The 26,713-nt window shown below is 69.3% G+C and carries 18 protein-coding genes, 5 tRNA genes and 1 other RNA gene; 20 read left to right on the forward strand and 4 right to left on the reverse strand.

From position 1 onward, the window contains the following. Window positions 1-127 precede the first annotated feature (127 nt). From BO221_RS51070 to ffs, 9 genes are all read left to right on the forward strand, one after another. On the forward strand, window positions 128-4,417 hold the full coding sequence (locus BO221_RS51070; RefSeq protein WP_073568233.1) for a tetratricopeptide repeat protein: 4,290 nt from the start codon (window positions 128-130) through the stop codon (window positions 4,415-4,417). Window positions 4,418-4,506: 89 nt separating this feature from the next. Beyond that, window positions 4,507-5,787: a serine--tRNA ligase gene (gene serS, locus BO221_RS51075; RefSeq protein ID WP_073568234.1), complete on the forward strand. Its 1,281-nt coding sequence runs from the start codon at window positions 4,507-4,509 to the stop codon at window positions 5,785-5,787. A gap of 107 nt (window positions 5,788-5,894) precedes the next feature. Further along, window positions 5,895-5,981 (forward strand) — tRNA-Ser (locus tag BO221_RS51080). A gap of 43 nt (window positions 5,982-6,024) precedes the next feature. After that, a tRNA-Ser gene (locus BO221_RS51085) sits at window positions 6,025-6,114 on the forward strand. A gap of 80 nt (window positions 6,115-6,194) precedes the next feature. Beyond that, window positions 6,195-6,271, forward strand: a tRNA-Arg gene (locus BO221_RS51090). Between the two features lie 24 nt (window positions 6,272-6,295). Beyond that, complete coding sequence (gene tadA / locus BO221_RS51095; RefSeq protein WP_073568235.1) at window positions 6,296-6,763, forward strand: tRNA adenosine(34) deaminase TadA; 468 nt, start codon at window positions 6,296-6,298, stop codon at window positions 6,761-6,763. 5 nt (window positions 6,764-6,768) lie between these two features. Next, a tRNA-Ser gene (locus BO221_RS51100) sits at window positions 6,769-6,855 on the forward strand. Between the two features lie 13 nt (window positions 6,856-6,868). After that, a tRNA-Ser gene (locus BO221_RS51105) sits at window positions 6,869-6,955 on the forward strand. Between the two features lie 26 nt (window positions 6,956-6,981). Beyond that, window positions 6,982-7,070, forward strand: an RNA gene (gene ffs, locus BO221_RS51110) — signal recognition particle sRNA small type. 51 nt (window positions 7,071-7,121) lie between these two features. On the opposite strand, the gene BO221_RS51115 is transcribed toward ffs, so the two are convergent. Beyond that, a complete protein-coding gene (locus BO221_RS51115; protein WP_073568236.1) occupies window positions 7,122-8,567 on the reverse strand; it encodes a mannosyltransferase in 1,446 nt (481 codons plus the stop codon). A gap of 199 nt (window positions 8,568-8,766) precedes the next feature. Between BO221_RS51115 and dnaX the strand changes: the two genes are divergently transcribed. The 4 genes from dnaX (at window position 8,767) to recR (ending at window position 11,988) form a co-directional block, all read left to right on the forward strand. After that, a complete protein-coding gene (gene dnaX / locus BO221_RS51120; RefSeq protein WP_073568237.1) occupies window positions 8,767-9,984 on the forward strand; it encodes a DNA polymerase III subunit gamma/tau in 1,218 nt (405 codons plus the stop codon). Window positions 9,985-10,102: 118 nt separating this feature from the next. Continuing rightward, window positions 10,103-10,981, forward strand: a complete 879-nt coding sequence (locus BO221_RS51125) for a DNA polymerase III subunit gamma/tau (RefSeq protein WP_233166644.1) — start codon at window positions 10,103-10,105, stop codon at window positions 10,979-10,981. An 88-nt stretch (window positions 10,982-11,069) separates the two neighbouring features. Next, on the forward strand, window positions 11,070-11,387 hold the full coding sequence (locus BO221_RS51130) for a YbaB/EbfC family nucleoid-associated protein (protein WP_043399057.1): 318 nt from the start codon (window positions 11,070-11,072) through the stop codon (window positions 11,385-11,387). A gap of 7 nt (window positions 11,388-11,394) precedes the next feature. Further along, on the forward strand, window positions 11,395-11,988 hold the full coding sequence (gene recR / locus BO221_RS51135; RefSeq protein WP_043399060.1) for a recombination mediator RecR: 594 nt from the start codon (window positions 11,395-11,397) through the stop codon (window positions 11,986-11,988). Between the two features lie 10 nt (window positions 11,989-11,998). Here recR and BO221_RS51140 read toward each other — a convergent pair whose 3' ends face one another. Genes BO221_RS51140 through BO221_RS57560 form a run of 3 tightly spaced genes read right to left on the reverse strand, consistent with a single transcriptional unit; the run spans window position 11,999 to window position 17,251 of the window. Further along, the gene (locus BO221_RS51140; RefSeq protein WP_073568238.1) at window positions 11,999-13,813 is read right to left on the reverse strand and encodes a protein kinase; all 1,815 of its coding nucleotides are present in this window, start codon (window positions 13,811-13,813) and stop codon (window positions 11,999-12,001) included. A 7-nt stretch (window positions 13,814-13,820) separates the two neighbouring features. Further along, a complete protein-coding gene (locus BO221_RS51145) occupies window positions 13,821-15,773 on the reverse strand; it encodes a FecR domain-containing protein (RefSeq protein ID WP_233166645.1) in 1,953 nt (650 codons plus the stop codon). Between the two features lie 20 nt (window positions 15,774-15,793). Next, window positions 15,794-17,251, reverse strand: coding sequence for a collagen binding domain-containing protein (locus tag BO221_RS57560; protein ID WP_304528738.1), 1,458 nt, complete (start codon window positions 17,249-17,251; stop codon window positions 15,794-15,796). A 384-nt stretch (window positions 17,252-17,635) separates the two neighbouring features. Here BO221_RS57560 and mglB point away from each other — a divergent pair, with 384 nt between their 5' ends. The 7 genes from mglB to BO221_RS51185 are packed head-to-tail and all read left to right on the forward strand — an operon-like array spanning window position 17,636 to window position 26,706. Next, on the forward strand, window positions 17,636-18,115 hold the full coding sequence (gene mglB, locus BO221_RS51155) for a gliding-motility regulator GTPase-activating protein MglB (protein WP_002626753.1): 480 nt from the start codon (window positions 17,636-17,638) through the stop codon (window positions 18,113-18,115). Between the two features lie 11 nt (window positions 18,116-18,126). Next, window positions 18,127-18,714: a gliding-motility regulator Ras-like GTPase MglA gene (mglA, locus tag BO221_RS51160; RefSeq protein WP_073568240.1), complete on the forward strand. Its 588-nt coding sequence runs from the start codon at window positions 18,127-18,129 to the stop codon at window positions 18,712-18,714. A 46-nt stretch (window positions 18,715-18,760) separates the two neighbouring features. After that, complete coding sequence (locus tag BO221_RS51165) at window positions 18,761-19,465, forward strand: dihydrolipoamide acetyltransferase (RefSeq protein ID WP_083682782.1); 705 nt, start codon at window positions 18,761-18,763, stop codon at window positions 19,463-19,465. A gap of 10 nt (window positions 19,466-19,475) precedes the next feature. Beyond that, window positions 19,476-21,839, forward strand: a complete 2,364-nt coding sequence (locus BO221_RS51170) for a tetratricopeptide repeat protein (protein ID WP_073568241.1) — start codon at window positions 19,476-19,478, stop codon at window positions 21,837-21,839. Further along, on the forward strand, window positions 21,840-25,115 hold the full coding sequence (locus BO221_RS51175) for a tetratricopeptide repeat protein (RefSeq protein ID WP_073568242.1): 3,276 nt from the start codon (window positions 21,840-21,842) through the stop codon (window positions 25,113-25,115). Beyond that, window positions 25,112-26,395, forward strand: a complete 1,284-nt coding sequence (locus tag BO221_RS51180) for a lipopolysaccharide assembly protein LapB (RefSeq protein WP_073568243.1) — start codon at window positions 25,112-25,114, stop codon at window positions 26,393-26,395. Before BO221_RS51175 ends, BO221_RS51180 begins: the two co-directional genes overlap by 4 nt. Beyond that, entirely contained in the window at window positions 26,392-26,706 is a 315-nt protein-coding gene (locus BO221_RS51185; RefSeq protein WP_369866324.1) for a hypothetical protein, read from the forward strand. Before BO221_RS51180 ends, BO221_RS51185 begins: the two co-directional genes overlap by 4 nt. Window positions 26,707-26,713 lie beyond the last annotated feature (7 nt).

Here is a 26,713-nt window from a genome sequence, read left to right on the forward strand (position 1 = left end):
TGCCGCCGGGGCGATGTCCCCGGGGAGACGTCTCGTTCTTTGCCGCCCGGAAAATGCCTCTGATAACCTTCGCCCGCCGCGGGAGCGCGGCCGCTCGCGACCGTCCAGCCCCCGCTGAAGGAAACCCATGAAAGTCTCCTGCCCGTCTTGCCAGACGAATTACAACATCGATGACAAGCGGATCCCGCCGGGCGGCGCGAAGCTCAAGTGTGCCCGGTGCCAGAACACCTTCCCCATCAAGGCCGAGGAGCCGGTCAGCGCGCCGCCTCCCGCTCCCGCCGCCATCCCGCTGCCCGGTGCCGCCGCGCCCCAGCCGGATCCGTACGCGGCCTACGATGACTTCCAGCGGCCCGCCGAGGCCGAGACCACGCGCGTCGTCTCGATGCCCGTGCCGAGCGCGGCCTACCGCGATCCCAGCACCTCGCAGGCCATCCCGCTGCCCGGTGCCGCCATGCCCTCCGCGGACTACTCCGACCCCGCGCAGGGCTACGATCCGTCCCAATCGGCGGCCGGCTATGACGTGAGCGAGGCCCAGGGCGGCGCCATCCCACTGCCCGGCGCGAGCGATCCGTACGCGAGCAACCCGTACGGCAATGATCCGTACGCGGGCGCGCAGGGCGACGCCGTGCCCCTGCCCGGCGCCTCCGATGGCTACGCGGACAACGCGGGCGGCTTCGACTACGTCGAGGATCCGTACGCCGCCGCGCCCCCGCAGGGAGACGCCATCGCCCTGCCGCCGCCTCCGGCCGGCAACCCGTACGGCGATCCGTATGCCGCGGATCCCTACGCCGCCGCAGACGCCATCGGCCTGCCGCCGCCTCCCAGCGCCGAGGAGCCCTACCCGTACGCCGCCACGCCCGCGGGAGCCATCGCGCTGCCGCCTCCGCCCGCGGACAACCCGTACGCCTCCGCCGATGACTCGTTCCTGGCGACGCACCAGCCGAACACGTCCGAGGTGGACACGTTCGACCTGCCGCCTCCGCCCGCCGAGGATCCGTACGCCGCCGGTGGCGCCGAGGATCCCTTCGGCCTGCCTCCCGCTCCCGTCGCCCCCGAGGAGGCCGATCCCTTCGCCCTGCCTCCCCCGCCGGCCGCGGATCCGTTCGCCGCGGATTCCGGTGCGGACGACCCGTTCGGCCTGCCCGCCGCTGACGTCGTGGAGGAGGCCGATCCGTTCGCCATGCCTCCCGCGCCGGCGGCCTCGGCGGATCCCTTCGCCGACGAGGATCCCTTCGCCCTGCCTCCCGCTCCGGGCGCGCCGGCGGGCATGGGCTTCGCGGAGCCCGCGCCCTCCACGGTGGACGTGGGCATGGACTTCTCGGAGCCTCCGCCCGCGGCGCCCATGGCGTCCGCCGACGCCTCCATCCCCGACGCGCTCGAGTTCGATCCCTCCGCGCCCCTGGCCGCTGGGGATGACCTCGAGGCGGACCTCTCCGCGCCGCTGCCGCCGCTCACCAACCCGGGCACGGCGGACGGCCTGGAGATGCTGAGCTTCATCGACGACGCGGCCAAGGACAGCGGCGCCAACAAGGCGAAGTCCAACGTGCGCCGCTTCCACGTGCGCCGCCGCTCCGGCAAGGTATTCGGCCCGTTCGAGGAGGGCGTCGTCGTCAAGATGCTCGAGGACGGCCAGCTCCTGGGCAACGAGGACGTCTCCAACGACGGAGACTCCTGGACGCCCATCGGCACGGTGCCCACCTTCGCCGCGGCCATCCAGAAGCTGATGGAGGGGCCGGGGACTCCCGCCGTCGCCGCCGCCGCGCCGCCCGCGGCCGCCACCGAGCCCGGCTCCAAGGCCAACGCCAACTCCGCCGCCAACATGGAGAAGCTGCAGCAGATGTACGGCGGCCGCATGGCTCCGGTGGCGGTGACGGACAGCACCACCAAGCTGGAGATCTTCCTCGGCAAGGTGAAGCAGCGCCTGAAGCTGGTCGTCTCCGTCGCGGCGGTGCTGCTGGTGCTCATCGTGGGCTTCAGCTTCAGCGCCACGCGCTATGGCGCCTTCGGGTTGAAGAAGTTCATGCCCGCCAAGGTGAAGCCCGGCAGCTCGCAGCACGCGGACGTCGAGACCGCGCGCAAGGCGATGCTCAAGGGCTCCTTCGAGGACTACAAGCAGGCCTACGCGCTGACGACGAAGGTGCTGGCCGGGGACGAGTACCCCGAGGTGCGCGCCATCTGGTGCCAGGCCGTCTTCCACCTCCAGCGCCGTTTCTGGGCCGCCAACGGTAACGAGGTGACCCGCTGCCGCACCGAGGAGGAGGCCGGGAACCTGGAGCTGCTGGGGGAGAAGAACATCGAGTACACCAAGTACCTGGTGGGCAAGGCCCTCATCGCGGGTGAGCCCGGCACGGCCATCCAGCTGGCCAAGGACGCCTGGAGCCGCGACGGCAACCAGGCCGATGCCGAGCTGGGCCTGCTGCTCGCCGAGGCCCAGATGGCCAAGAAGAAGGACAGCACGGAGGCCATCGACACCCTCACCCGGGTGCTGAAGGCACAGCCCGAGCTGACCCGTGCCCACCACGCGCTCGGCAACGTCTACCAGGCCGCCGGCAAGGCGGATGAGGCCGCCAAGGCCTACGAGGCCGCGCTCAAGGTGGATGAGACCCACCTCATCTCCGCGGTGGAGCTGGCCTCGGTGGAGCTGATGCTGCGCAAGGACGCGCAGAAGGGCCTCGAGGCCGCCGAGCGCGCGCTCGACGAGAAGGGCCAGGCGAAGATGAGCCCGACAGAGCTGTCGCGCGCCCGCACCTTCAAGGGCATCGCCCTCTTCCAGCAGGGCAAGCTCGAGGACGCCGAGAAGGAAATGCGCGCGGCGATGGAGAAGGACGCCAAGTCCCTGCTCCTCAAGAGCTACCTGGCGCGCGTGCTGCAGACGCAGCGCAAGTTCCAGGACTCCCTGCCCTTGTACGAGCAGGTGGCCAAGGCCGAGCCGCAGAACCTCGAGGCCACGGATGGCTACATCTCCACCCTGGTGGCGCTCGGCAAGGTGCAGGACGCGCAGAGGCAGGTGGAGGACGCCCACAAGCGCTTCAAGAACAACGCCCGCCTCGAGTACCTCAACGGCCGCATCGACGAGGCGCGTGACAGCAACACCACCGCCGAGCAGCACTACACGCGCGCCATCAAGGCCGACGAGAAGCTCGTCGAGGCCCATGTGGCCCTGGGCCGCTTCCACCTGCGCCTGCGCCACAACGAGCAGGCCAAGGCCTCCTTCGAGGCGGCCGCCGCCCTGGCGGCTGACAACGCCTGGGTGCAGCTGGGCCTGGGTGAGCTGGCGCTCGCCGAGGACGACACCGCCCGGGCCCAGGAGGCCCTCGAGCGTGCGGTCTCGCTCGACGCCCACCTCGCGGATGCGCACCTCGGGCTGTCGCGCCTGGCGCTGCTCGCCGGGGACCTGGACAAGGCCCAGAAGGAGGCGGAGCGCGCGCTGGAGCTGGATCCGTACACGCTCCGGGGCGCCCGCCTGCATCGCGGCATCGTGCTGTGGCGTCAGGGCAAGCTGGACGACGCCCTGGCCGAGCTGGACCAGGCCAAGAAGGCCGAGCCTCGCTCGGCGGGCACGCTCATCACCCTGGCCGCCGTCCAGCTCGACAAGGGCAAGGCCGCCCCCGAGGGCAAGGAGACGGAGGCCACCAACAGCTTCAAGGAGGCCGAGGTCAACCTGACCCTGGCCCTCAAGAGCGAGCCCTCCAATCCCGAGGCCAACTTCTACATGGCCCAGGTGCTGGTGGCCCAGTTGAAGGCCGCGGCTCGCGCCAAGGCCCTCAAGGACAAGGTGGATCTGGCGGCGGTGCCGGGCGGCGACTACACCCCGGCCATCGAGAGCATGCGGGCCGCGGTGGAGCGCTCGCCCAAGCGGGCCGACTACCGCTACGCCTCCGGTCTCCTCTACCAGGACGCCAAGCAGCTGCCCGAGGCCATCAAGGAGTGGCAGGAGGCCGTGGCGATCGATCCGAAGATGGTCAGCGCCCACGAGGCCCTCGGCCAGGCCCACCTGGAGCGCAGCGAGTTCGACGAAGCCCTCGACGCCTTCCAGGCCGCGCTCAAGGTGGAGCCCAAGCACACCGGGGTGATCGCCTCCATTGGCAACACGCACTTCGCCGCCGCGCGCTGGCGCGAGGCCATCCGCTCCTACGAGCAGGTCCTCAAGGCGGACCCGGCCCAGACGGCCGTCTACTTCAAGATGGGCCGCGCCTGGAGCGAGCTGAACCAGTACGCCAAGGCCATCGACTTCTACGTGAAGGCCTCCAAGCTCGAGCCGAAGCGGGCCGACATCTGGTACCACCTGGGCTACGCCTACAAGGAGAAGGGCAAGAAGAAGGACGCCGTCAAGGCCTTCGAGGAGTACATGGCCAACAGCAAGGAAGACGCGGTGGAGCGCAAGGAAGTCGCGGACGAGATCACCTTCCTCGAGTAGCCCGCTGGACTCCCCGGGCGTCCGTTTCCGGGCGCCCGGGTACTTCCTGCCTTGCCCGGCCCGCGCGGGGTGACTACAACCGCCCCGCCATGCTGGATCTCAAGAACGTCGCGCAGAACTTCGATGCGGTGGTCGCCCGGCTGCAGTCCCGGGGCGGCAGTCTGGACCTCGGCCCCTTCAAGAGCCTCGTGTCGGAACGGCGCGACCTCTATGTGGCCATGGAGTCACTCTCCGCGCGCCGCAACACGGCCAACGAGGAGATGAAGCGCAAGGCCAAGGAGGATCCGGCCGCGCTCGAGGCCCTGCGCGGGGAGATGCGCACCGTCTCGCAGACCATCAAGGAGAAGGAGTCCCGCCTCAAGGAAGTAGAGGAGGAGCTCAGCCGCATCCTGCTGGTCATCCCCAACATCCCCCACGAGTCCGTGCCCGTGGGTGGCGGCGCCGAGGACAACGTCCAGGTGCGCATCTGGGGCGAGAAGCCCAACCTCCCCTTCACCCCCAAGCAGCACTTCGAGCTGGGTGAGAAGCTGGGCATGCTGGACTTCGAGCGCGCCGCGAAGGTGTCCGGCTCGCGCTTCGCCTTCTACAAGGGAGCGCTCGCCCGGTTGGAGCGCGCCCTGGTGAGCTTCATGATCGACGTGCACACCCCCAAGGGGTACGTCGAGATGCTGCCGCCCTACCTGGTGCTGCGCGAGACGATGATGGGCACCGGCCAGCTGCCCAAGTTCGAGGAGGACGCCTTCAAGACGGTGGGCGAGCCCGAGCGCTTCCTCATCCCCACCTCCGAGGTGCCCGTCACCAACTACCACGCGGATGAGATTCTGGACGGGGACCAGCTGCCCCGGAAGTACTGCGCCTTCAGCCCGTGCTTCCGCGCCGAGGCGGGCTCGGCCGGCAAGGACACCCGCGGCCTCATCCGCCAGCACCAGTTCCACAAGGTGGAGCTGGTGAAATTCGCCACGCCGGACACCAGCCTCGACGAGCTGGAGAAGATGACGGACGACGCGTGCGACATCCTCCGGCGCCTGGGGCTGCACCACCGGGTGATGCTGCTGTGCACCGGGGACATGGGCTTCGGCGCCCGGAAGACCTACGACATCGAGGTCTGGCTGCCTGGTCAGGGGACGTACCGGGAGATCTCCTCCTGCTCGGACTGCGGTGACTTCCAGGCGCGCCGGGCCAAAATCCGCTACCGGGCCCAGAAGGGGGACAAGCCCCAGCTCCTCCACACGCTCAATGGCAGTGGCCTGGCCGTGGGGCGGACGACCATCGCCATCCTCGAGAACTACCAGCGGGAGGACGGAAGCATCGCCATCCCGGAGGCGTTGGTGCCCTACATGGGAGGGCTCAAGGAACTCCGGCCGCTGTAGCCGGCGTGCTGTCAGCTTCCGGGGCCCGATAACGTTGTTGCAATGGGCCCCGGATGATGTAGAAGGGCGGCCCACGCAGTTCGGTGGCCCGCGCGGCTCCAAGCAGTGGAGGAGTGGCCGAGCGGCTGAAGGCAGCGGTCTTGAAAACCGCAGGTGGCGCAAGCTTCCCGTAGGTTCGAATCCTACCTCCTCCGTTTTTGTTGTTGCTGTGCGCGGTTCTTTGACAGTAAAGGCAGTGGAGAGATGGCCGAGAGGCTGAAGGCACAGGTTTGCTAAACCTGCATACTCGAAAGGGTATCGAGGGTTCGAATCCCTCTCTCTCCGCCACTCATCTTGGTTGTGGTAGCGCGAAAGTGGTTGTGGTACAGAGTTCGCGGTTGTGGTAGATGCGGTGAAGGAAACGGCAAGCTCCCTTAGCTCAGCTGGATAGAGCGTCGGACTACGAATCCGAAGGCCGGAGGTTCGAATCCTCCAGGGAGCGCCAACCTTTCCCCCGTCTCATTCCCTCATGAGTCTGGACGAAGCTTTCATGCAGCAGGCACTCGCGCTCGCGCGGGAAGCCGCTGGACTCGGGGAAGTCCCTGTTGGTGCGGTGGCCGTACACGATGGCAAAATCATCGGCGTCGGCTTCAATCGCAGGGAAATCGACCGGAATCCCCTGGCCCACGCGGAGATCTTCGCGCTGGACGCAGCAGCCAAGGCGCTAGGAGCATGGCGGCTCACGGGTGTCACCCTGTATGTGACGCTGGAGCCGTGTGCGATGTGCGCCGGAGCGCTGGTTCAGTCGAGGGTCACGCGGCTGGTTTTCGGAACGATGGACCCGAAAGCTGGAGCTGTTGGTTCGCTCTACAACCTCGCCGAGGAGCCCCGGCACAACCACCGGCTCCAGGTGATGAGTGGAATATTGGCGGACGAGAGCCGCCAGATGCTGAAGGATTTCTTCGAGCGACTGCGCGAGAAGAAACGCGACAAGTGAATATTGGAGAGCTGGCCGAGTGGTCGAAGGCACCTGACTCGAAATCAGGCATACCGGGAACGGTATCGTAGGTTCGAATCCTACGCTCTCCGCAGAATGTCTCATGGAGAGGTGGCCGAGCGGTTGAAGGCGCACGCCTGGAACGCGTGTATATCTGAAAGGGTATCGTGGGTTCGAATCCCACCCTCTCCGTAGTTTGTTTCGCAGTACCAAGAGCTTGTGGTCGGGACAACGTGGGGACGTGAACCCCGCCAGGTCCGGAAGGAAGCAACGGTAGCGCACCTCCGCGTGTGTCCCGGCCGTTCTTGTGAAGGAGCCGAATCCTCGAAAGAGGATTCGGCTCTTTCTTTTTTGCCCCTCAGTCCCGCGCGAGCAGCGTCTCGCGGCCCACCCGGCCCACCACGTGGAAGCCGGCCGACTGGAGCTCCGCCAGGGCCCGGCCCTCGAAGGTGACGGCACGGTTGAAGCGCCCGTCCCGCATGGCCGCCTGGAAGTTGGCGTCATGGGGCCAGTCACAGGTGAGCCAGGGGATGTTCTTGCCGATGTAGAAGAACCCCCCCGCTCCCCACAGGCCCTCGTTGACGATGAGCAGTCCGCGAGCGCCCTCCCCTCGCGTGGCCTGGACGATGGCGCGGAACTGGTCTCCCCGCAGGTCCACCGGCGGGAAGAAGAACCCCGCCAGCAGCGTGGTGGCCAGGGCCACCGCGCCCAGCCCCCACCTCGAACGGGTACTCTCGCGAGCCAGGACGAGGGCGGCCAGGGCCGGAGCCGCGGCCAGCGTCAGGAGCACCAGTGCCGGGTAGAGGAATCGCTCCTCCTTATGGGCCGTAGTGGTGATGGCGAGGAGGTAGGCCCCCGCGCAGAAGACCGGGAGGGAGATGGCGAACCGCTGGCGCAGGGAGCTGAGCCCCTGGGGAACCACGGCCCAGAGCCAGAGGGGCAACCCGGAGAGGAAGGGCCACAGGTAGAAGCCCGGCGGTGAAGCGCCGAACTGCCTCGCGGCCTGCCCGGAGAGGACGTTGAAGTCCACGTAGGCAAAGAAGGAATGGAAGGGCTTGCCCCACGTCGCCCAATCGAGGGCCCCCAGGCCCAGCGCGACGACGAGTCCCCCGAGGCAGGCGAAGGCGAGCACCCGCCACCGCCAGGCCGCCGCCAGCCAGACGAGCGCCGCCAGCACCACCACCGCCGAGCCGTAGCGCGCCACCACCGCCAGTCCCAGCGCCAGTCCGCCCACCAGGCCCGCGCGCATCGGGCGCTCGGTACGGTCGAGCGCCTCCAGGGCCACCACGAGGAAGGCGGTGGAAAGCGACTCGCCCAACGTGCGGCCCGCGAAGACGAGCACCGGCCCATACAAACCCACGGCGAATAGCGCGAAGAGGCCGCCCGAGCGTCCCGCCCGGCGCTCGGCGTAGCGGTATGCGGCCCACAACATCCACCCATGCAGCGCCACCTGCGGCACGGCGATCAGCGCCCGGTACGCCACCGGGTGCGTGAGTCCCAGCACGTCCGCCAGCCGCAACAGCCACGAGGCCAGTCCGGGCATCGCCCAGTTGCGCAGACCCGTGCGCCACTCCCAGGCCAGCACCCCATAGCCATGGGCGCGAAACCAGGCCGGCTCGAGCAGCTGGTACACCTCGTCCGGGTGGATGCGCCCGAGCTGCGCCACCGCGATGAGCGCGGGCAACAGCCCGATCCCGCCCAGTAGAACCACGAGCGGCCACCGCGGACGCTTCTCGGAGAGTGGCACCTCGGAAGCCGGAATAGCGGAGGGCGGAGGAGCGGAGACGGGCGCGGACACGGTCATGGGAAGGGCCTCGCGACTCTCCCCGCCCTCTCGTGGAAGCGCAAGCCAGGAGGCGAAGCAGGCCCCTGGACAAGGAGTGAACCGCACCCGACCTCATTCGTCCCATTCGTGGACTTCCGGGCAGGACTGGAAAAGTAGAGCGGGCGGTGCATGGAAGTTGTGCGCTGGGGTGTTCTCCGTGTTTAGATTCGCCGCCCCCATGAGCTACCTCGTCCTCGCCCGTAAATGGCGCCCGCAGACCTTCGACGACATGACCGGCCAGGAGCACGTGGTCCGGACGGTCGCCAACGCCATCAAGATGAACCGGGTGGCGCACGCCTACCTGTTCTGCGGCCCTCGAGGCGTGGGCAAGACGACCGCCGCCCGCCTGCTCGCCAAGGCCCTCAACTGTGAGCACGGCCCCACCCCCGAGCCCTGTGGCAAGTGCCAGGCGTGCACGGAGATCGCCGCGGGGACGTCGGTGGACGTGGCGGAGATCGACGGTGCCTCCAACAACGGCGTGGAGAACGTCCGCGAGATCCGCGAGAACGCCAAGTACCTGCCGCAGCGCGACCGGCACAAGATCTACATCATCGACGAGGTCCACATGCTCTCGGGAGCCGCGTTCAACGCGCTCCTGAAGACGCTCGAGGAGCCGCCCGGTCACGTGAAGTTCATCTTCGCGACCACCGAGGCCCACAAGCTCCCGGACACCATCCTCTCGCGCTGCCAGCGTCACAACTTCCGCCGCATCTCCGCCGCCGTGATGCTCCAGCGGCTCAAGTACATCTGCGAGCAGGAGAAGGTCGCCATCTCCGAGCGGGCGCTCTCCATGGTGGTGCGCCAGTCCGAGGGCGGCATGCGCGACGCGCTCAGCCTCCTGGATCAGATCTTCTCCGCCTGCGGCCCCGAGCCCAAGGACGAGGACGTCGCCGACGCGCTCGGCGCCATCGATCGCACGGTGGTGCAGGGCTTCGCCGAGGCGCTGGTGCGCAAGGACGCGAAGGGCGTGCTCGAGCGCGTGGAGGAGGTCTTCAACCGCGGCACGGACCTCAAGCGCCTCACCGAGGAGCTCGCGCTGCAGCTGCGCCACCTCTTCGTCGCCAAGACGCTGGGCGAGGCCCCCGCGGAGCTCGCCGAGTCCGAGCGCAACGCGCTCACCGCGCTGGCCAAGGAGGCGGACCCGGCGCAGATCTCCCGCCTCTTCGACGTGGTGCACGGGTGCGTGTGGGAGGTGTCACGCGCGGCCCATCCCCGGCTCGCCCTGGAGATGGCGCTGCTCAAGGCCATCCAGCTCTCGCCAGTGGGCTCCATCCCGGAGCTGCTCGCCCGGGTGGATCGTCTCGCTTCCGGCCTCGGTCCCACCGAGGACGCGCGCAAGGTAGCTGCTGGGGCGCCCGGAGGTCGCTCCAGTCCCGCCAACTTTCGCTCCCACTGAGCGTCCCCCGGAGCCCGCCCGGGCCCCTGCCCCACTGCCTCGCGCGCCCGAGCCCGCCGCACCTCCTGCGGCGGCCATGGCTCCGTCGCATCCGGTGGAGGCCCGGAGTCCGGCGCCCATGGCCTCGGCCCCGCGAGCCCCGGCACCTCCTGTCCAGGCGGCCGAGCCCGTCCGGTCCGCCATGGCTCCGGCCTCGCCGCCTTTTGGCATGTCCCGGGGCGGCCCCGCGCCCGTCGCGCGGGCTCCCGAGGCTCCCGCGCCCACACAGCCCGTGGTGCGCGTGACGAACGTGCGCCTGCCCCCGCAGCCGCCGCAGCCCCCTCCTCCCGTCGACGACGAGCGCTACTTCCCCGAGGAAGCTTCTCCCGAGGGCTGCGCCTCCGGTGAGTGCCTGCCGGACGCGCCACCCGTTTCCCTCGCCGAGCCGGAGCCGGAGGCCGAGTCCGTCCGGCCCTTCGACGTCCACCACGCGGGGCGCGCCGCGGTTCCCATGGCCGCCTCGGGCCGCGACAACCCCCGGAAGCCGCTCCAGGACCGGTGGCGCTCGACGGTGGACACCGTGCGCGATGCCTCCGGCCGGCACGCCAAGTCGCTCGCCTGCGGCCGCCTGCTGTGGATCCGCGAGGGCGAGGTGGCGATCGCCTACACGCCCAAGGACGGCTTCCACAAGACGACCGTGGCTGGAGGCGCCGGGCGCGCCATCGTCGAGAAGGCCCTCTCCGAGCACTTCGGCCGCCCCACGAAGCTTCTGGTGCAGGACATCTCCGAGAACGAGGCCCAGCAGAGCACTGGCTCGAGCCTCATCAGCATCGCCCAGGAGGATGCCCAGGAGCGCGCCGCCTACGAGAAGAGCACCGAGGGCCGTGTGCGCAGCCACCCCGCCATCCGCGCCACCCTGAAGTTCCTGGGGGGCGAAATCGAACACATCCAGGTGTACGACCAGCCCGCGCGCCCGGTAGCCGCCCCGGCGAACGACCTCCCCGACGAGAGCCCCTGACAACCGGCTCGCCCGACGCTAGGGTGCGCGTTTCGCACTACACCGAGCGGTCTTCCGACACCCGCTCGCATGTCCTACGAGGAAGCGCATGCCCGGCATCGACTTGAACTACTTCATCCGTCAGGCCAACAAGCTCACGGAGAAGATCGAACAGCGCAAGAAGGAGCTGGCCGAGGAGACCGTCGAGGCCAAGGCCGGCGACGGCCGCGTCACCGTGGTCGCCAACTGCGTCCAGGAGATCAAGAGCATCAAGATCGACAAGTCCCTCGTGGACCCCAACGACCTGGGAATGCTCGAGGACCTGGTCACCGCCGGCGTCAACGCCGCCCTGGCGAGCAGCCGTGAGAAGATGCAGCGCGAGCTCGGAAAGATCTCGGGCGGCGTGAAGATCCCCGGCATTACTTGATTGGCGAATGACTCCTGATCCGCTCAACCGGCTGGTCGCCCAGCTCGCGAAGCTCCCCGGCATCGGGGAGAAGACCGCGCAGCGGCTGGCGTTCCACATCCTCCGCGCCCCGGGCGAGTACGCCCAGGAGCTCTCCCAGGCCATCCGCGAGGTGAAGGAGAAGGTGCACCTGTGCGCCCGCTGCTTCTCCCTGACGGACTCGGAGCTGTGCGGCTTCTGCCGGGACAACCGGCGCGACGAGCGCACGTTGTGCGTCGTGGAGACGTTCGCGGACCTGATGGCCCTGGAGCGCACCCGCGAGTTCAAGGGGCGCTACCACGTGCTGCACGGCGTGCTCTCGCCGCTGGACGGCGTGGGCCCCGAGCAGCTGCGCATCAAGGAGTTGCTCACGCGTCTGGGGGACGGCCATGTCGAGGAGATCATCCTCGCCACCAACCCGGACGTGGAGGGCGAGGCCACCGCGCTCTACCTCACGCGGCTGCTCAAGCCGATGGGCATCCGGGTGAGCCGCATCGCCCAGGGCCTGCCCATGGGCGGGGACCTCGAGTACGCCGACCAGGCCACGCTGGCCAAGGCGCTCAGCGCCCGGCGCGAGCTGTGAGCCGCCCCGGCTACCGCGTCACGCGGTAGCCGAAGGGCAGCACCACCGTCACTTCCTTGTCGCGATGAGCCGGGAAGCGCAGGCGCTCCACCTGCTTCTCCAGGCACTTGCCCACGGGCCGCGCCGCCAGCGGCCCCTGCGTGGTCGCGTTCGCCTTGCCCGAGGAGATGATGGTGAAGCGCACCTGCACGTTGCCCTCGTCCGAGGGCAGGTCGCGCTTGTACTGCTCGAAGCACGACATGATGCGCGCCCGGTTGCGCGACACCACCTTCTGGATGTCCGCGGCCTCCAGCGTCACGCGCTTCTGCGTCCGCGACGACACCTTCGCGGCGGGGGGCTCGGCCTGCTCGGCGGGTGGAGCCTCGGTGGACTCCGTCGCGGCGGCCAGCGCCGTCTGGGCGGGCGGAACCTGGGCGGAAGAAGGAACGGCCTCGGCGACGGCGGCCACGACACTCCCCGGCACCGCGGCTTCCGGTGACGCGGGAGCTGTCTCCGTGGGGGCCGGAGGCGGGGACTCGGGCGTCGAGGGCGGAGCGGCCTGGGCCACGGGCTGCGCCGCCGGCGGTGCCACGGGCTCCGAGGGAGCCGTCCCGACCTTGCGCCCCACCACGAACGCCCCTCCCGCCAGCAGCAGGCACCCCGCCACGACACCCGCGACGACGCCACGCCAGCGCGAGGACCCGGCCATCGTACCGTTCGTCCCGGGCTGGGAGGGAACAGCTCCCGTCCGCACCTCGACGGAAACGGAGGGCATGGAGCCCGACAGCCGCATCGAGGACCCGGCGACCGTCTCCGGAATGGAGAGCCCGGACTGCTTCAGCGTCGTGATCGTCGGGATGCGCGTCTTCTCCGCGTAGCGCTCCTCGCCGAAGCTGGTGCGCAGGTACGCGGCCAACTGGGAGCCCGTCGTGCGCTGGGGCTCCTTCGACAGGAGGTGCTCCAGGTCGTCCGCGAACTCCGCGGCGGTGGCGTAGCGCTCGTCGGGGTCGTAGGACATCGCCCGGAGCACCACCATCTCCAGCTCCGGGGACAGGTCGGGCCGCAGCTCCCGGGGCGGCTGGAAGTCTCCCTCCAGCAGCGCGTTGAGCACCGCCAGGTCGTTGTCCCGGGCGAAGGGCCGCACGTGGGTGAGCGCCTCGTAGAGGCTCACGCCCAGCGCGAAGACGTCCGCGCGCTGGTCCACCGGGGCGCCCCGCGCCTGCTCCGGAGCCATGTAGATGTACTTGCCCTTCACCACGCCGGTGCGCGTCTGGGCCTGGCGCGACTCGTACTTGGAGATGCCGAAGTCCAGCACCTTCACCTGGCCCTCGTACGTCACGTACAGGTTCGAGGGCGAGATGTCGCGGTGGACGATGTTCAGCCGCCGTCCCGTCTCATCGGAGAACTCGTGGGCGTAGTGCAGGCCCCGCGCCGCGTCCGCCAGCACCCGCATCACCAGCGGCACCGGGACGTACTCGCCCCGGAAGCTCGCCGTGCGCACCGTGGTGGAGAAGTCCTCCCCCGGCAGGTACTCCATGCAGATGTAGTAGCAGCCGTCCGTGAAGCCCAGGTCCTGGATCTGCACGATGTTCGGGTGCGACAGCTTCGCCGCCAGCCGGGCCTCGTCGCGGAACATGTCCACGAACTCGGGCAGGCCCGAGAGATGGGCCAACATCCGCTTGATGACGACGTTGCGCTCGAAGCCGTCCGCGCCCACCCGCTTGGCGAGGAAGATCTCCGCCATGCCGCCCTCGGCCAGCTTGCGCACCAGCACGTACTGGCCATAGGCCCGGAGCTGAGCGTCGGGACTGCCTCCAGCGACCTTTCCGGCGTCGGGCGTCGTCATGCGGGCCTCACTTCAGGGTGCGCACCGTATACACATCCGGTGCGCGGGGACGTGACAGCTTGAATACCACGAGGGGTGGCCGTCCCTCCGGCACCACCCAGGTATTGAACCGGTGTTTCGAGTCGAGGTTCACCGGCCGTCCGTTCACGGAGAGCTTCGAATCCACCGGGGCCACTCCCGACACGCGCACGCGAGGCCCCGCGCGCTGGCCCTCCCGGGGGGCGTTGATGACGAGCGTGGGCACCGAGTTGTCGAAGACGAGCTCCAGCTTGTTCATCCGCCCGCCGCGGATGGGCTGGCCGCTCGGAGCCACCGGGGTGACGGACCAGAGGAAGCTGCCCTCGTTCAGGATACCGGCCTCGAGAGGCACCTGGGGCGCGGAGGCGGTCCGCTCCGCCACGGGCTGGCGCAGCTCGCCGGTCCGGTACACCGCCACCCGGTAGGACGCCGCGCCCTGCACCGCCTCACAGGTGAAGGTGACGGCCGGCGGCTTGTCCTGGAAGAAGATGGTCGTCTTCTCCGGCCCCTCGGGTACCCGGTTGCGCAACCGGTCCAGCTCGCCCTTCGTGGAGCGCTCCGGCCCGAAGGACGCATTGCCCCGCGCCACCACCGAGCCGTCCGGCCGCCGCACCCGCCAGAACAGCGAGCCCCGCGCCGGAGGCGTCACGTTGACGAAGCCATTCCGGGCCGCACCCGCCAGCACCGGCTTCTTGAAGTCCGCGTCCGAGGCCACCTCCACCCGCACCTCGCCCGCCTCCTCCCACGTGAGGGACACCTCCGGCAGGCGCCGCTGGAACACCTGCTGGCCCTCGATGGAGGGCAGCGCGAGCGGTGCCCGCGCCAGCGCCTCGACCTTCGCGGTGGCCTCGCCCGCCACGGTGGCGCGCTCGCCCGCGTGCAGCGGCTCGCGAGCCCCACCGCGCACCAGCGTCACGTCACCCGCGCGAGAATCCACGGTGAAGCCATCCCCGGTACGCCGCACCTCGAGCCGGGCCTCCCCGCTGCTCTCCAGCGACAGTCCCGGCAACACCACCCGGCTGGCACGCCCCGAGGCCAGCATCAACCCCAGCTCGCCCTTGCGCAGGTCCAACCGCGCCTCTTCCGTCGAGCCCGCCCGGGACACGTCCTCCACCACCAGCTCGCCCCCAGCACCCAGCGAGAGCGTGGACTCCGAGCCCTCCAGCTTCAGCAGCGCCGTGCCCTGGCGCACGCGCACGCTGTCACCGGCCTTGAGCGACTCGCCATCCCGGTCCACCCCGCGCCACCGGGCACTGCCCTTCTGGCGCCACTCGGCGCGGCCCGTCCCGGCATGCACCGTCACCTCGACGGGCGCCAGCTCCAGCACACGCGTCGTCACTCCCCCCACCTTCACCGACGCCACCTGGCCCTGCTCGGCCTTCACCGTCTGCCCGTTCTTCGCCACCACCTCCACCGTGCCCAGCAGCACTTCCACGCGGCCCTCGTCCGGGCCCACGTCCACCTTCACCGCGCTGCCGTCCGAGCCCACGCGCGTGAGACCGAATGGGGTGAGCAGGGTGAGCTGCACCTTCGGGCCCGCAGGCCCCTTCGGCTGGTCCGCCGGCACCCGCGACAGCACGAAGCCACGCGACACCGCCATCACCACGCCACTCGAGTCCTCCTCCAGCACGAAGCGCGCATCCGGCCCCACCTCCACCGTGCGCCCGTCGGCGAAGCGCACCGTGACGCTTCCGTCCGCGCCCGTCTCCACCGCGTCACCCCGCGACAGAGGGCCCTGCACCGCAGGCGACTGCTTGCCCCCGCGCTCCAGCCGCGCCTCGCCCTTTACGCTCTCGAGCCGCGCGAGCTCCACGGCCTTCGCCTCCGGCACCGCCACCGGCTTCTGCTCCACGACGGCGGGAGGAGGCGGCGCGGGCACGGGGGCGGGCACGGGCTCCTCGTCTCCGCAGGCGGTGGCCAGCAGCAGACACAGAGCGGACACGAGACGTGGACGGAGGGAGCTCACCGGGATTTGGGGAAGAGATCGACGTTGAAGATGGCTTGTTCGCCTTCGCGGACGGTGACGACCTTGGTCTGGGACAGATGTCCGGGAGCCGAGAAGACGAGACGATACCTACCTTGCTTGAGTTGGACCTGGAAAGACCCCCGGGCGTCCGTACGACGGCGGATCTTCGCCTCGGGGATGAACACCAGGGCCTTCAGGGGCTTGCCCTTCCGCACACTGCGCACCTGCCCGGACAGGGTGGCGAGCGCTCCCTGCCGCCCGGACACCAGCGTGACGGGCAGCTCCGTCTCCGTCCCCACGGCGATGACCACCGCCTCCTGCGCCGTCCGGAAGCCCTCGGCTGATACTTTCACCTCCAAGGGACCAGGCGGCAGCCCCTCCACGCGAACCTGACCTGTCGCGTCGGTGCGGAACTCGCGGGAGCCCACGGACACGGCCGCGCCCGGCAGGGGCTTGCCACCGCGAGCATCCACCACCGTCACCCGCAGGGTTCCCACGCGCGGCTCCGGACGCGCCCGCACCACCAACTCCGCGCGCTCGCCGGCCGTCACGGTGACGCGCTCCTCCGCGGGCTGGTAGCCCCCCGCGCTCACCCGCGCGAGCACCTCTCCCGGCGGCAGCACCACGTCCGGCAACCGCCCGTCCACACCCGCCACCCGGGGCGCCTGCTCCACTCCGCCCGCCGTCAGCACCACCCGGGCCTCGGGGAGCGGCAGGCCGGTGTCCGCGTCCACCACCGTCAGCAAGAGCTCGCCCGTCTCCGGCCGCCGCTCCGTCTCCGCTCCTCCCAGGGAGAGCTCGAACGCCACGCCCGCGCGGCTGATGGTCTGGCTCGACACCACGCCATCCGCCGTCGTCAGCGCATCACGCACGTACTGGTAATCCAGCACCAGCGCCCCGCCCCACCCGCCTCGCCGCAGCACCGGGACGAGCAGCGCTCCTCCGGCCGCGAAGCCATTCGACGAGGAGCCGATGGACAACACCGGCAGCTCCCCGCGCACCTCCGCGCGCAGGCGCCAGGGCAACGGCACCACCACGCGGGCCCCCACCAGCACGGCATGGCGCGCCGTGGGCACGAGCTGCACCTGTCCCGCACTGGAAGAGAAGACCGGCAGCTGCGCGAAGCCGTAACCCGCGCTCAACTCCGCGCGCACCGGCCCCAGGAAGACGCGCGCCGCCGGTCCCACCGAGGCCCTCACCAACGCGCCCCCCGTCACGGACTCCGAGCCCAGTGAGAGACGGAAGCCCTCGCGCTGCACACGGGCCCACCCGCCCCACCAGCCCCCGCCGAACGCGGTGAGCCCCAGCGCCACGTCATTGGGCGTCATGCCCGAGTACGACACCGCCGGGCCCGCCTCCTGCGCCCCCTCCCGGAAGGCCAGCCCGTAGCGCAACCGCACCGAGGCCCACTCCGCGGACTCCCCCTGGGCCCACGCGCTGATCGGCGCTCCCAAGGTGAGCGCAAGTAGGAGAATGGCGAAAAAGGGAAGGGAGCGGAACGGCACGGCCGGAGTATAGTGAAGACTCGACAGGTCCCCTCGAAACTGGAAGCGACCGGGTTTCCACCTCCCCTTCCTACCTCGGAAGATGCCCTCCTCAATGAGCCCCTCACCCCTCCCGCTGGCCCCGAGCAGGCAACCTCTGTGGGCACGTGCCTGCACGCCAGCCCCGGGAGCACCTGGTTCCAGGGATAGAGGTGGCTTCTTGCCGGGTTGGAAGGGCTTTGCTAAAGCTCCCCCGGTCGGGAGCGCCGCACCTAACCTCCGAAATTCATTCCGGAAACCTTCGGGGGCCGCGGGAGTCAAGGTCGAGCGAGACGCTTAGGAGCGTAAACGCCCATGGGCACGCAACTGGTGATGTACGAAGAGGAGTTCACCAAGATCAACGCGGTTTGCGACCGGCTGACCAAGGACGCGAACGCGAAGGTGGTGTTCCTCGTCGACAAGAACGGGCAACTCATCTCTTCCGCGGGACAGACGCAGAACATCGACACCACCTCACTGGCCTCGCTGACGGCCGGTAACGTGGCGGCGATGGGCGGTCTCGCGAAGCTGATTGGCGAAAACGAGTTCCCCCATCAATTCCACGAAGGGGCCAAGGACTCGTTGTACATGACCATCGTCGGGAGCCGGGTGGTGCTGGTCGTCATCTTCGACAACCGGACCAGCCTCGGCCTGGTGCGCTTGCGCATCAAGAAGGCCAGTGACGAGCTGACCAAGATCTTCGAGAGCCTCGTGAAGAAGACGGATGGTCCCGGGGTCGGCTCGCCGTTCGCCGAGATTTCCGACGACGATATCGACAACCTCTTCAGCGAGTAACCCGAGAAGCCATGTCCTTCATCAACTACTCGTCTCGCGAAATCAACTGCAAGATCGTCTACTACGGTCCCGGGTTGTGCGGGAAGACGACGAACCTGCAGTACATCTACAACAAGACCGCCGCGGAGACGAAGGGCAAGCTCATCTCGCTCTCCACCGAGACGGATCGCACGCTCTTCTTCGACTTCCTCCCGCTGTCGCTCGGTGAGATCCGCGGCTTCAAGACGCGCTTCCACCTGTACACGGTGCCGGGCCAGGTCTTCTACGACGCCAGCCGCAAGCTCATCCTCAAGGGCGTGGACGGCGTGGTGTTCGTCGCCGACAGCCAGGTCGAGCGCATGGAGGCCAACATGGAGTCGTTGGAGAACCTCCGCATCAACCTGGCCGAGCAGGGCTACGACCTGAACAAGATCCCGTACGTGATGCAGTACAACAAGCGGGACCTGCCCAACGCGGTGACGGTGGAGGAGATGCGCAAGTCGCTCAACCTGCGCAACATCCCCGAGTACCAGGCGGTGGCGCCCACCGGCGTCGGCGTGTTCGACACGCTCAAGGCGGTGGCCAAGCTGGTGCTGACGGAGCTGAAGAAGGGCGGCTAGGGCCGTGTGGCGGGCCGCTCGCGTGCTGGCCGTGGCGTGCACGGCCATGTGGGCCCCTGCCTTCGGGCAGCAGGGCCCTTCCGCCGTTTCCACGCCCGCGCCCACGGAGGCCGCTTCGCCCGCCGCTCCGGCGCAGGCTCCCGCCGCGTCGCAGGCCCGCACGGCGGACGAGGCCTTCAACACCCGGGTGCGCACGCTCGAGGAGCAGGTCGTCGACCTGAAGGAGAAGATCTACCGCTCCAAGGCCCGCCTGCAGTTGCTGCAGGAGACGGTGCTGGGAGGAGACCTCTCCACCGGAGCGCGCGCGGTGCTCGTGCACCGCAACGAGATGGGTGACTCGTTCGTGCTGGAGTCGGTGGTGTACGCGCTGGACGGCGCTCCCATCTACACCCGCACGGACGAGACCGAGGAGCTGTCCAAGAACCGGGAGTTCGAGATCTTCAGCGGCCGCATCGTGCCGGGCCAGCACCAGGTGGCCGTGCGGCTCGTCTACCGCGGCCATGGCTTCGGGGTGTTCAGCTACCTCGAGGGCTACCGCTTCAAGGTGCAGTCCAGCTACACCTTCAACGCGGAACCGGGGAAGGTGACGACGGTGCGCGTGGTGGGCTTCGAAAAGGGAGGAGTGACCACGGACCTGCAGGACCGGCCGGCCGTGCGCTACGACATCGAGTCGTCACGCGAGTCCGAGAAGCCGAAGCCGGCCCCGGATGCCGCTCCGCCGCCTCCCGCCGCGGCCTCCGAATCGAAGTAGAGGGCCGGCCTTGAGCACGTCGCGCCTCCACGCCTTGCTGCTCACGGCGGCCACGCTCGTGGCACCCGGCTCCGCGCGCGCCGCCGAAGCCCCTGCCCCGCCGCCAACCGCTCAGGAGCTGGCCTCGCGGCTGGAGCAGGTGTCCGTGCGGCTCGAGGCCGCCGAGAAGGACCTCCGCTTCGTCGAGACGCAGTTCACCCAGCGCCCCGAGCCCGGCGAGGACGAGCTGCTGCTGCGCCGCTTCTCCGATGGAGAGATTCAGTACCTGCTGGAGGACTGGGCCGCGGCGTCGGTGCTCTTCTATGATCTGGTGGGCGACCCGGGATTCCGCGCGCAGGGGCGCTACCCGGACGCGCTCTTCTACCTGGGGGACTCGCTCTACCGGCAGAAGAACTACGTGGGCGCACGCATCTACCTGCGCGAGCTGCTCACGCGGAGCGACACGAAACACTACCGGGACGCGCTCGCGCGCTACCTGGAGATCGCCGGCCGGCTCAACCAGCTCTCCGGCATCGACGAGTACATGGAGCGGGCACGGCGCCTGTCGGGAGGCCAGCTCCCCCCGGAGCTCGAGTACGTCTACGCCAAGTGGCTCTTCAAGCGGACGGACCTGCCGGAAGCGGAGCGGCGCCAGCGCACCCGCGCGGCCTTCCAGCCCCTGGCCACCACCGCCGGCGGACGCTTCCAGAGACAGAGCGCGTACTTCCTCGGAGTGCTGTCCGTGCAGGCGGGTGACTACGCGGGAGCCGTGGAACAGTTCCGCCCCCTGGCCGCCGAGGAGGCACAAGAGCCGGAGATTCAGCGGCTCAAGGAGCTGGCGAGCCTGTCACTGGGGCGGCTGCTCTACGAGCTGGGACGCCTGGACGAGGCGCTCGACCAGTACGCGCGGATTCCGCGCGGGAGCGAGTCCTTCGTGGATTCGCTCTATGAAATGGCCTGGGTGCACGTGAAGAAGGGGGACTTCGAGCAGGCGAAGAACGCCACGGACATCCTCCTGCTGGTGGGACCCGAGGCCCCCATCGCCCCCGATGCGCGCCTGCTCCAGGGGCACCTGCAGCTCAAGCTGCACAAGTACGACGAGGCCACCGCCACGTACGAGGAGGTCGTCGGCACCTACAAGCCGGTGCGGGATCAGTTGGACGCACTGCTGAAGACGAACCAGGACCCCGTCGCGTATTTCGACAAGCTGCTGGCGCGCAACGAGGGCACCCTGGACGTCACCACGCTGCTGCCGCCGATGGCGCTCCAGTTCGCCACCACCCAGGAAGAGGTGACGAAGGCGGTGGCGATGCAGCAGGACCTCGACAGCAGCCGCGAGGGCGTGGACGAATCGAAGGCCATCGCCACCCGAATCCTCCGGGCCCTGGACGAGCGCGGCCTCCAGGTGTTCCCCGAGCTGCAGGAGGGCTACCAGCGGGCGGACGCGGTGGACAGCGCACTGGTGCGCACGGAGCAGTACCTGGTGCAGGTGGAGGGGGACGTGCTGCGGGGCCGGCTGCGGCCCGAGGAGCTCACCGCGCTGGAAGGTGTGCGCCGCGAGCGCGAGGCCCTGGGCGCGCGGCTGGCCACCCTGCCCACCACGCCTCAGGAGCTGGAGGCGCGGCGGGAGCGGATGCAGGCCAGGGTGGACGAGCTGGACCGCGGCGCGTTCCAGTTGAGCTTCGAGCTGCAGAGCATGAAGGCCACCTCCTCCGCGGTGCGCAAGCGGTTGGACGATACGCGCGCCGAGCGCACCAGCACGCCCGAGGACGAGCAGGCGTTCCTCGCCCAGCTGCACACCGAGGAGCAAACGGTGGAGGCGCTCGAGGCCAGGCTGAAGCTGCTGCGCTCGAGTCTGGCGGACGAGCGTGCGTCCGCGAGTGCCTTCGTTTCGGGTGAGGACCTCCTGCGCATGCAGTACCGCGAGGCCCTCCATCACGAGCATGCCCTGATGGCCGCCGCCGAGCAGCGGCTGTCCGGAGAGGACGCGGCGCTGGTGGCCCGGACGCACGAGACGCGCCGGCGCTCGGAGCTCCTGCGCGCCCGGGTGGACACGGCCCGGCAGGTGCTGCGCGCCCAGGTGGAGCGGCGCGGCGCGGCCATCAAGGGCAAGGTGCTGGCCGAGCAGCAGTTGCTCCAGGACTACCACCAGGAAGTGGCCAGCGTGACTGGCGACGCGCGCAACCTGGTGGGCCGCATCGCCTTCGAGAGCATCCAGAAGGTGCGCAAGCAGTTCTACGACCTCGTCCTCAAGGCGGACGTGGGACTGGTGGACGTCGCTTTCACGCGCAAGCAGGACAAGACGACGGAGATCCAGAAGCTCTCCGCGCAGAAGGACAAGGATCTGCGCGACCTCGAGAAGGAGTTCGAGGAAGTCCTCAAGGACGAGAACTAGATGCGCCGCCCCCTGCTGCTCGCCCTGCTGACGCTGACCTCCGTGCGCGCCACCGCGCAGGACGAGGCACGTCCGAGGCCAGCCGCCTCGCGCTTCTCGGGGCTCGGCCGCACGCCCGAGCAGGAGAAGCTGCTGGAGGAGCTGAGCGAGGCCGTCCAGCGCTACGAGGAGGAATCCCGCGAGTACAAGCAGGAGATCCAGCGCCTCATCGAGAAGAAGTATCGGGACAGGCGCGACGGGCTGGGGGCGTCGTACGAGAAGGCCATCTCCAGCATGGAGAGCCAGGAGCGTCAGGAGCGGCTGGATGCCATCGCGCGCTTCGAGGAGTTCCTCCAGCGCTACCCCGACGAGCCCCGCTACACCCCGGACGTCATGTTCCGCCTGGCGGAGCTGTACTACGAGCGCTCCAGCGACACGCACCTCGTGGCCATGCGCGAGCAGGAGGAGAAGCTGCGCACCCTCCCCGAGGGCGCCGAGCTCCCTCCCGAGCCGCAGCCGGATTTCAACCCGTCCATCTCGCTCTACCGGCAGCTCCTCTCGCGCTTCCCGGACTACCGGCTCAACGACGGCGCGCAGTACCTGCTCGGCTACTGCCTGGAGAAGCAGAACGCCTTCGAGGAGGGCCTCGCCTCCTACCAGGAACTCATCACCCGCTACCCCACCAGCCGCTTCGCCACCGAGGCGTGGGTGCGCATCGGCGAGTACTACTTCGACGCGTACAGCGATCCCGACGCCCTCACCAAGGCCGCCCAGGCCTACGAGGCCGCCATCCGCGACACGGCACACCCGCTCTACGACAAGGCCCTCTACAAGCTCGGGTGGACGTACTACCGCATGGACCGCTACGACGAAGCCGTCGACCGGTTCATCACCCTCGTGGACCTCTACGAGTCCTGGCGCGCCACCCGGGGCGACGAGGCCGGCAGCGGTGACCTGCGCAACGAGGCCCTCCAGTACACCGCCATCTCCTTCTCCGATGACACCTGGGGCGGCCTCGACAAGGCCAAGGCGTACTTCGCGAGGATCGGCCCCCGCCCCTACGAGCCCGAGGTGTACCGCCGCCTCGGCGACGTCTTCTTCGACCAGACAAACCACACGGCGGCCATCGAGGCCTACACGCTGGTGCTGCAGAAGGCTCCGCTCTCACCAGACGCGCCCCTGCTCCAGCAGAAGATCGTCCAGGCGTACGAGCGGGACCGCAAGCTGACCGAGTCCTCCGCCGAGGCCCAGAAGCTCTCCGAGCTCTACTCGCCCGGCTCCCAGTGGTACCAGGCCCACCAGCGCGACCCCGACGTGCTGGCCACCGCCGACGACCTCACCGAGAAGAACCTCTACTCCAGCGCCATCTACCACCACCAGCAGGCCCTCGTGTTCAAGCAGGAGGGCAAGTTCGACCAGGCCAAGGCCAGCTTCGAGCTCGCCGCCTCCGGCTACTCCAAGTACCTGGAGCGCTTCCCGCGCAGCAAGAACTCCTACGAGCTCGAGTTCTACGCCGCCGAGTGTCTCTACAACTCGCTGCAGTTCGGCGAGGCCGCCAAGCACTACGAGCGGGCGCGCGACTCCACCCTGGGAAACAAGTACTTCGCCGAGTCCGCCTTCAGCGCCGTGCTCTCCTGGCAGAAGCAGCTCGAGGTGGACATCAAGGCCGGCAAGCAGCCCGCCTCGACCCCGCTGCGCTCCAGCGAGCGACTCGAGGGGCAGCCCATCAAACCCTCGCCCCTCACCGCGCTGGAGGCGAAGCTCGTGGCCGCCTCGGACGCCCATGTGGCGAAGCTCCCCCAGAGCGAGCGCTCCCCGGGCATCGCCTACAAGGCCGCCGAGCTGTACTACGCCCACGACGACTTCCCCGAGGCCCGCCGCCGCTTCGAGGCCATCGTCAAGGCGTACCCCCAGCACGAGGTGGCCCGCTTCTCCACCAACCTCATCGTGGAGACCTTCCTCATCAGTCAGGACTGGAAGAGCGTCGAGGAGGTCAGCGGCCAGCTCGCCTCCAACAAGGACGTCATCGACCCCAAGAGCGATCTCCACAAGGACCTGGTCCGCTTCAAGCTCGCCGGCCGCTTCAAGCTCGCCGATCAGCTCCTCGCGGAAGGCAAGTACGAGGAGGCCGCCGCCAAGTACATCGAGCTCGTCAACGAGGCGCCCCGCCACGAGTTCGCCGACAAGGCCCTCAACAACGCCGCCGTGGCCTACGAGAAGACGCAGCGCTTCGACTCTGCCCTCAAGCTCTACGAGCGCATCTTCCGCGAGTACCCCTCCTCGCCCCTGGCCGATGGCGCCCTCTTCCGCGTGGCCGTCAACGCGCAGAACTCCTACGACTTCGACAAGGCCGTGGAGAGCTACCAGAAGCTGGTGAAGGACTACCCCGCTTCCAAGGACCGCGAGGCCGCCCTCTTCAACGCCGCCACCCTGCTCGAGGGCCAGCAGCGCTACGCCGAGGCCGCCGCCGCCTTCCAGCGCTACGCCGAGCTCTTCCCCACCGCCGAGGACGCGCCTCGCAACCAGTTCCGCGCCGCCCTCATCCTCGAGAAGCGCGAGGACTGGAAGGGCGAAATCCGCGCGCTGGAGTCCTTCGTGCGCAAGTTCTCCTCCCAGCCCGCCCAGGTGGAGCTCGTGGTGGAGGCGAAGCGCCGCATCGGCGATGCGTGGGCGAAGCTCAAGAACGAGAAGGAGGCCCTGCGCGCCTACACGGCCGCCGCCGATGAGTTCGACCGCCGCAAGCTCCAGCCCGAGGCCCAGCCCCGTGCCGCGGATGCCGCCGCCTTCAGCCGCTTCCAGCTCGCCGAGGCCGGGTTCCGGAGCTTCGACAAGCTCAAGATCGGCGGCAAGGGCAAGGCGCTCGAGCGTAGCTTCACCGCCAAGCGCAATGGCGTGAAGTCCGTCAACGACGCCTACGCCCGCGTCTTCCCCTACAAGCGCCTGGAGTGGACGCTCGCCGCCCTCTACCGCCGCGGCTACGCCCTGGAGCGCTTCGCCAACACCATCATCGAGACCCCCGTTCCTCCCGACGTGAAGCGGCTCGGCGAGGAGGCCGTGGTGGCCTACCAGGACCTGCTCGCCCAGCAGACCGCCACGCTCGAGGACGCCGCCGTCGAGAGCTACGCCGCCACCCTCCAGGAGGCGCGCAAGAACCGCATCTCCAACGAGTGGACCAAGAAGACCCTCGAGTCGCTCCACCGCTTCCGGCCCAAGGAGTACCCGGTGCTCAAGGAGCCCAAGGACGCCATCTCCTCGGACCAGCTCTACCCCGAGGGCCTCGTCGGAGGTGGCCCATGAGCCCTCGCCGTCTGCTCGTCCCCGGCCTGCTGCTGCTCGCCTCCGCGTGCGCCACCACGCCCAAGCCGCAGGCCACGGCCGCCACAGCCATCGCCGCCACTCCGGACGCGGGCACTCAGGACACCGCGAAGGCTCCCGCCCAGAAGGAGCCGGACGCAGGGAAGAAGGCCGCCCTCGCTCCGCCCTCCGCGGACGCGGCGTCCGTGGCTCAGCGCGGTGAGCTGACCGCCGCCGAGTCCAGCTACAAGGCCCAGACCGAGCGCCGCCCCAAGGATGACGCGGCGTGGACGAACCTCGGCATCACCCAGGAGCGCCTGGGCAAGAACGACGAGGCCGAGCGCTCCTACCGCCAGGCCCTGGAGCTCGCACCCGCCCAGCAGACCGCCTGGGACAACCTCACCCGCCTCCAATGCCGCACCGGCAAGGCCTCCCAGGCCGAGTCCTCGTTGCGCGAGCTGCTCGAGGCGAAGCCAGACGCCGTCGCTCCCCGCATCGCGCTCGTGCAGGCGCTGCTGTGCCAGAAGAAGCTCGACGCGGCCACCCTCCAGGCCAAGCGCGTCCTCAAGGCCGAGGAGCGCAACGTGCGCGCCATGCAGTTGCTCTCCCAGGTGTACTACCGCGAGCGCAAGTACGAGCTGGCCCGCATGGTGCTGGAGAACGCCCGCACCATCTCCCCCAACGAGGCCGCCACCCACAACGCCCTCGGGCTGGTGTTGCTCGCGCTCGGGTCCAAGCCCACCGCCCTCGAGTCCTTCAAGAAGGCCTCCGAGCTCAAGCCGGACTTCGCCGAGGCCCGCAACAACCTCGGCGCCCTCCTCAACGAGGCCCAGGACCACGCCGCCGCCGCCGTCGAGCTGGAGGCCGCCGTCCAGGCCGCCCCCGGCTTCGTCTCCGCCCGCCTCAACCTCGGCAACGCCTGGCGCGGCCAGGGAGACTTCGCCCGCGCCCTCGCCGAGTACCAACAGGTGCTCCGCCTCGCTCCGGCCCTGCCCGACACCTACTTCAACCTCGCCATCCTCCACCTCGACGCCGAGCCCAAGGAGCTGGACACGCTCGAACGGCTGCAGACCTGCCTGTCCTTCTTCGAGCAGTACCGCTCCCGGGGCGGCCGCGACGAGCGCACGGACGACTACGTCAAGGACGCCAAAAAGGGCATCGAGAAGGAGGAGCGCCGCCGCGAGCGCGAGAAACGCGAGCAGTTGCGCAAGGCCCAACAGGCCGAGCCCCCTGCTTCCGGCGAGTCTCCCACCTCGGGTAGAGTCGCCGAGGAGAAGAAGTGAGCCCGCCCATGCGCCCCGCCATCGCCCTCGTGTTGCTGCTCGCCGCCGCGCCCGCGTCCGCCCAGGACACCGCCGCGTCCAGCACCACGCCCCCTCCGTCCCAGGGCTCCGCTTCCCAGAAGGACGCCTCCCAGAAGGACGGCAAGAAGCGCAAGGTCATCCGCCTGGACGCCATCACCGTCGAGGGCAACATCCAGAAGCCCCAGGCCTTCTACATCCTCCAGCGCTCCAACCTGAATTTCGACGAGCTCAACAAGGCCGAGAGCTTCACGCCCAAGGTCGTCAAGAGCGTGGAGAAGGAACCCTTCTAGGGTAGGA

It is taken from the genome of Archangium sp. Cb G35, assembly GCF_001896145.1.
In the GTDB taxonomy this organism is placed as follows: domain Bacteria; phylum Myxococcota; class Myxococcia; order Myxococcales; family Myxococcaceae; genus Archangium; species Archangium violaceum.

Excerpts from the sequence above, each read along its gene's own strand:
- BO221_RS51130 (WP_043399057.1), top strand. The coding sequence starts at position 11,070 with ATGCCCGGCATCGACTTGAACTACTTCATCCGTCAGGCCAACAAGCTC.
- BO221_RS51070 (WP_073568233.1), top strand. The coding sequence starts at position 128 with ATGAAAGTCTCCTGCCCGTCTTGCCAGACGAATTACAACATCGATGAC.
- dnaX (WP_073568237.1), top strand. The coding sequence starts at position 8,767 with ATGAGCTACCTCGTCCTCGCCCGTAAATGGCGCCCGCAGACCTTCGAC.
- BO221_RS51175 (WP_073568242.1), top strand. The coding sequence starts at position 21,840 with ATGCGCCGCCCCCTGCTGCTCGCCCTGCTGACGCTGACCTCCGTGCGC.
- BO221_RS51115 (WP_073568236.1), bottom strand. The coding sequence starts at position 8,567 with ATGACCGTGTCCGCGCCCGTCTCCGCTCCTCCGCCCTCCGCTATTCCG.
- serS (WP_073568234.1), top strand. The coding sequence starts at position 4,507 with ATGCTGGATCTCAAGAACGTCGCGCAGAACTTCGATGCGGTGGTCGCC.
- BO221_RS51165 (WP_083682782.1), top strand. The coding sequence starts at position 18,761 with ATGTGGGCCCCTGCCTTCGGGCAGCAGGGCCCTTCCGCCGTTTCCACG.
- BO221_RS51140 (WP_073568238.1), bottom strand. The coding sequence starts at position 13,813 with ATGACGACGCCCGACGCCGGAAAGGTCGCTGGAGGCAGTCCCGACGCT.
- recR (WP_043399060.1), top strand. The coding sequence starts at position 11,395 with ATGACTCCTGATCCGCTCAACCGGCTGGTCGCCCAGCTCGCGAAGCTC.
- mglA (WP_073568240.1), top strand. The coding sequence starts at position 18,127 with ATGTCCTTCATCAACTACTCGTCTCGCGAAATCAACTGCAAGATCGTC.
- mglB (WP_002626753.1), top strand. The coding sequence starts at position 17,636 with ATGGGCACGCAACTGGTGATGTACGAAGAGGAGTTCACCAAGATCAAC.
- BO221_RS51180 (WP_073568243.1), top strand. The coding sequence starts at position 25,112 with ATGAGCCCTCGCCGTCTGCTCGTCCCCGGCCTGCTGCTGCTCGCCTCC.
- tadA (WP_073568235.1), top strand. The coding sequence starts at position 6,296 with ATGAGTCTGGACGAAGCTTTCATGCAGCAGGCACTCGCGCTCGCGCGG.
- BO221_RS51125 (WP_233166644.1), top strand. The coding sequence starts at position 10,103 with ATGGCCTCGGCCCCGCGAGCCCCGGCACCTCCTGTCCAGGCGGCCGAG.